The organism is Candidatus Symbiopectobacterium sp. NZEC135, assembly GCF_025962695.1.
This window is the reverse complement of sequence record NZ_JAGFPF010000559.1, coordinates 1-1,217: the sequence shown is the minus strand read 5'-3', so window position 1 is coordinate 1,217 and position 1,217 is coordinate 1. Positions and strand designations below refer to the sequence as shown.

Annotated in this window: 1 protein-coding gene; it reads right to left on the bottom strand. The window is 56.0% G+C overall.

All coding sequences use genetic code 11. The features are described from left to right. A partial coding sequence (locus J5224_RS28775; protein ID WP_264628508.1) for an MCP four helix bundle domain-containing protein occupies window positions 1-1,074 on the bottom strand: 1,074 nt, incomplete at its 3' end. Window positions 1,075-1,217: the final 143 nt, after the last annotated feature.

Here is a 1,217-nt window from a genome sequence, read left to right as displayed (position 1 = left end):
GGCGATATCCTTCATGGTAGACACAATATGGTTGACGGCTTCACCGCCCTGAGCGGCCGTAGTGCTGGCCTGATTGGCTAATTGCGTGGCGTTGCGAACGGTCTCGCCGTTTTGGCGTACCGTTTGACTAATCTGTTCCATGGCGGCGGCGGTTTGTTGCAAGCTGGCGGCCTGCTCTTCCGTGCGTTGGCTGAGATCGGCACTGCCTGCGGCAATCTGGCTGGGGCCTGTTGCGAGGGGCTCACTGCTTTGACGCACCTGATCCACCATGTCGCTCAGGCTATTGCGCATCTCGTTCATCGAGGCCAGCATACTGCGGTCATCGTTGGCACGCAGCGTAATCTCCACTGCCAGATTGCCTTGGGCAACCTGCTGTGCAATGTGGGTCGCATAGGCAAGCTCACCGCCCAGTTGTTGGCGTAGCGTGCGGGTGACCAGAAAGGAGACCAATGCTCCCACCAGCGCCGCCACGATAGCCAGCGTCAGGATCAGATTTCCGCCGCGGTCGGCCTGCGCGATAGCGCTCTGGGTCGTTGCCAACGCCTGCGTTTTCTGCACCTCCACCATGCTGTCCAGCGCGGTAAATACCGGCTTTTGCGTAGGCACCATGCGATTGAGAATGGTGTCCCCGGCGCGTGCATGTTCAGCGGGATCGTCGGAGAGACCCAAGGCCAGTGCCTCGTTAACCGCCTGTATGTAGGCCGGGCGCGCTTGGTTAAGCTGTTCCATCGATTGTCGAGCCGCAGGCGTCGACAGGTTTTTATCCAACGTAGCTAAAACGGCGGTGTTGTGGGCGATCCGCTCATCAACAAGCTGTTTTTCCTCCAACCTTTTTTGCCGGTCCGGCTGTAGGGCGATGTTGCGCACAGTACGAGCGACACTGTCAAAGCTGCTTTTCACATCCTGAATCAGCAGCAGATTGGCCAGTGAGTCGCTGGAGAGCGTCTCCATATTATTTCCCAGGGATACCAGTTGTGACCGGCCTAAAATGGCGACCAACAGACCGATAATAATGACGCCGCTAAAGCCCGCGACTAATAGGGTGCCGATCTTCATGGTTTTTATAATGCGCATAACGCTCCTTAATTAAACAATTTCCTGTGGGATGCGAATTTCTGTAATGCCGTATTTACGCCATAGGGGGAGGGATGCTTTATGCAAATAGCGGCCGTGGGGCACGCTATTTTTTTGTTGGGCGAAATAACGCGCCATTATTA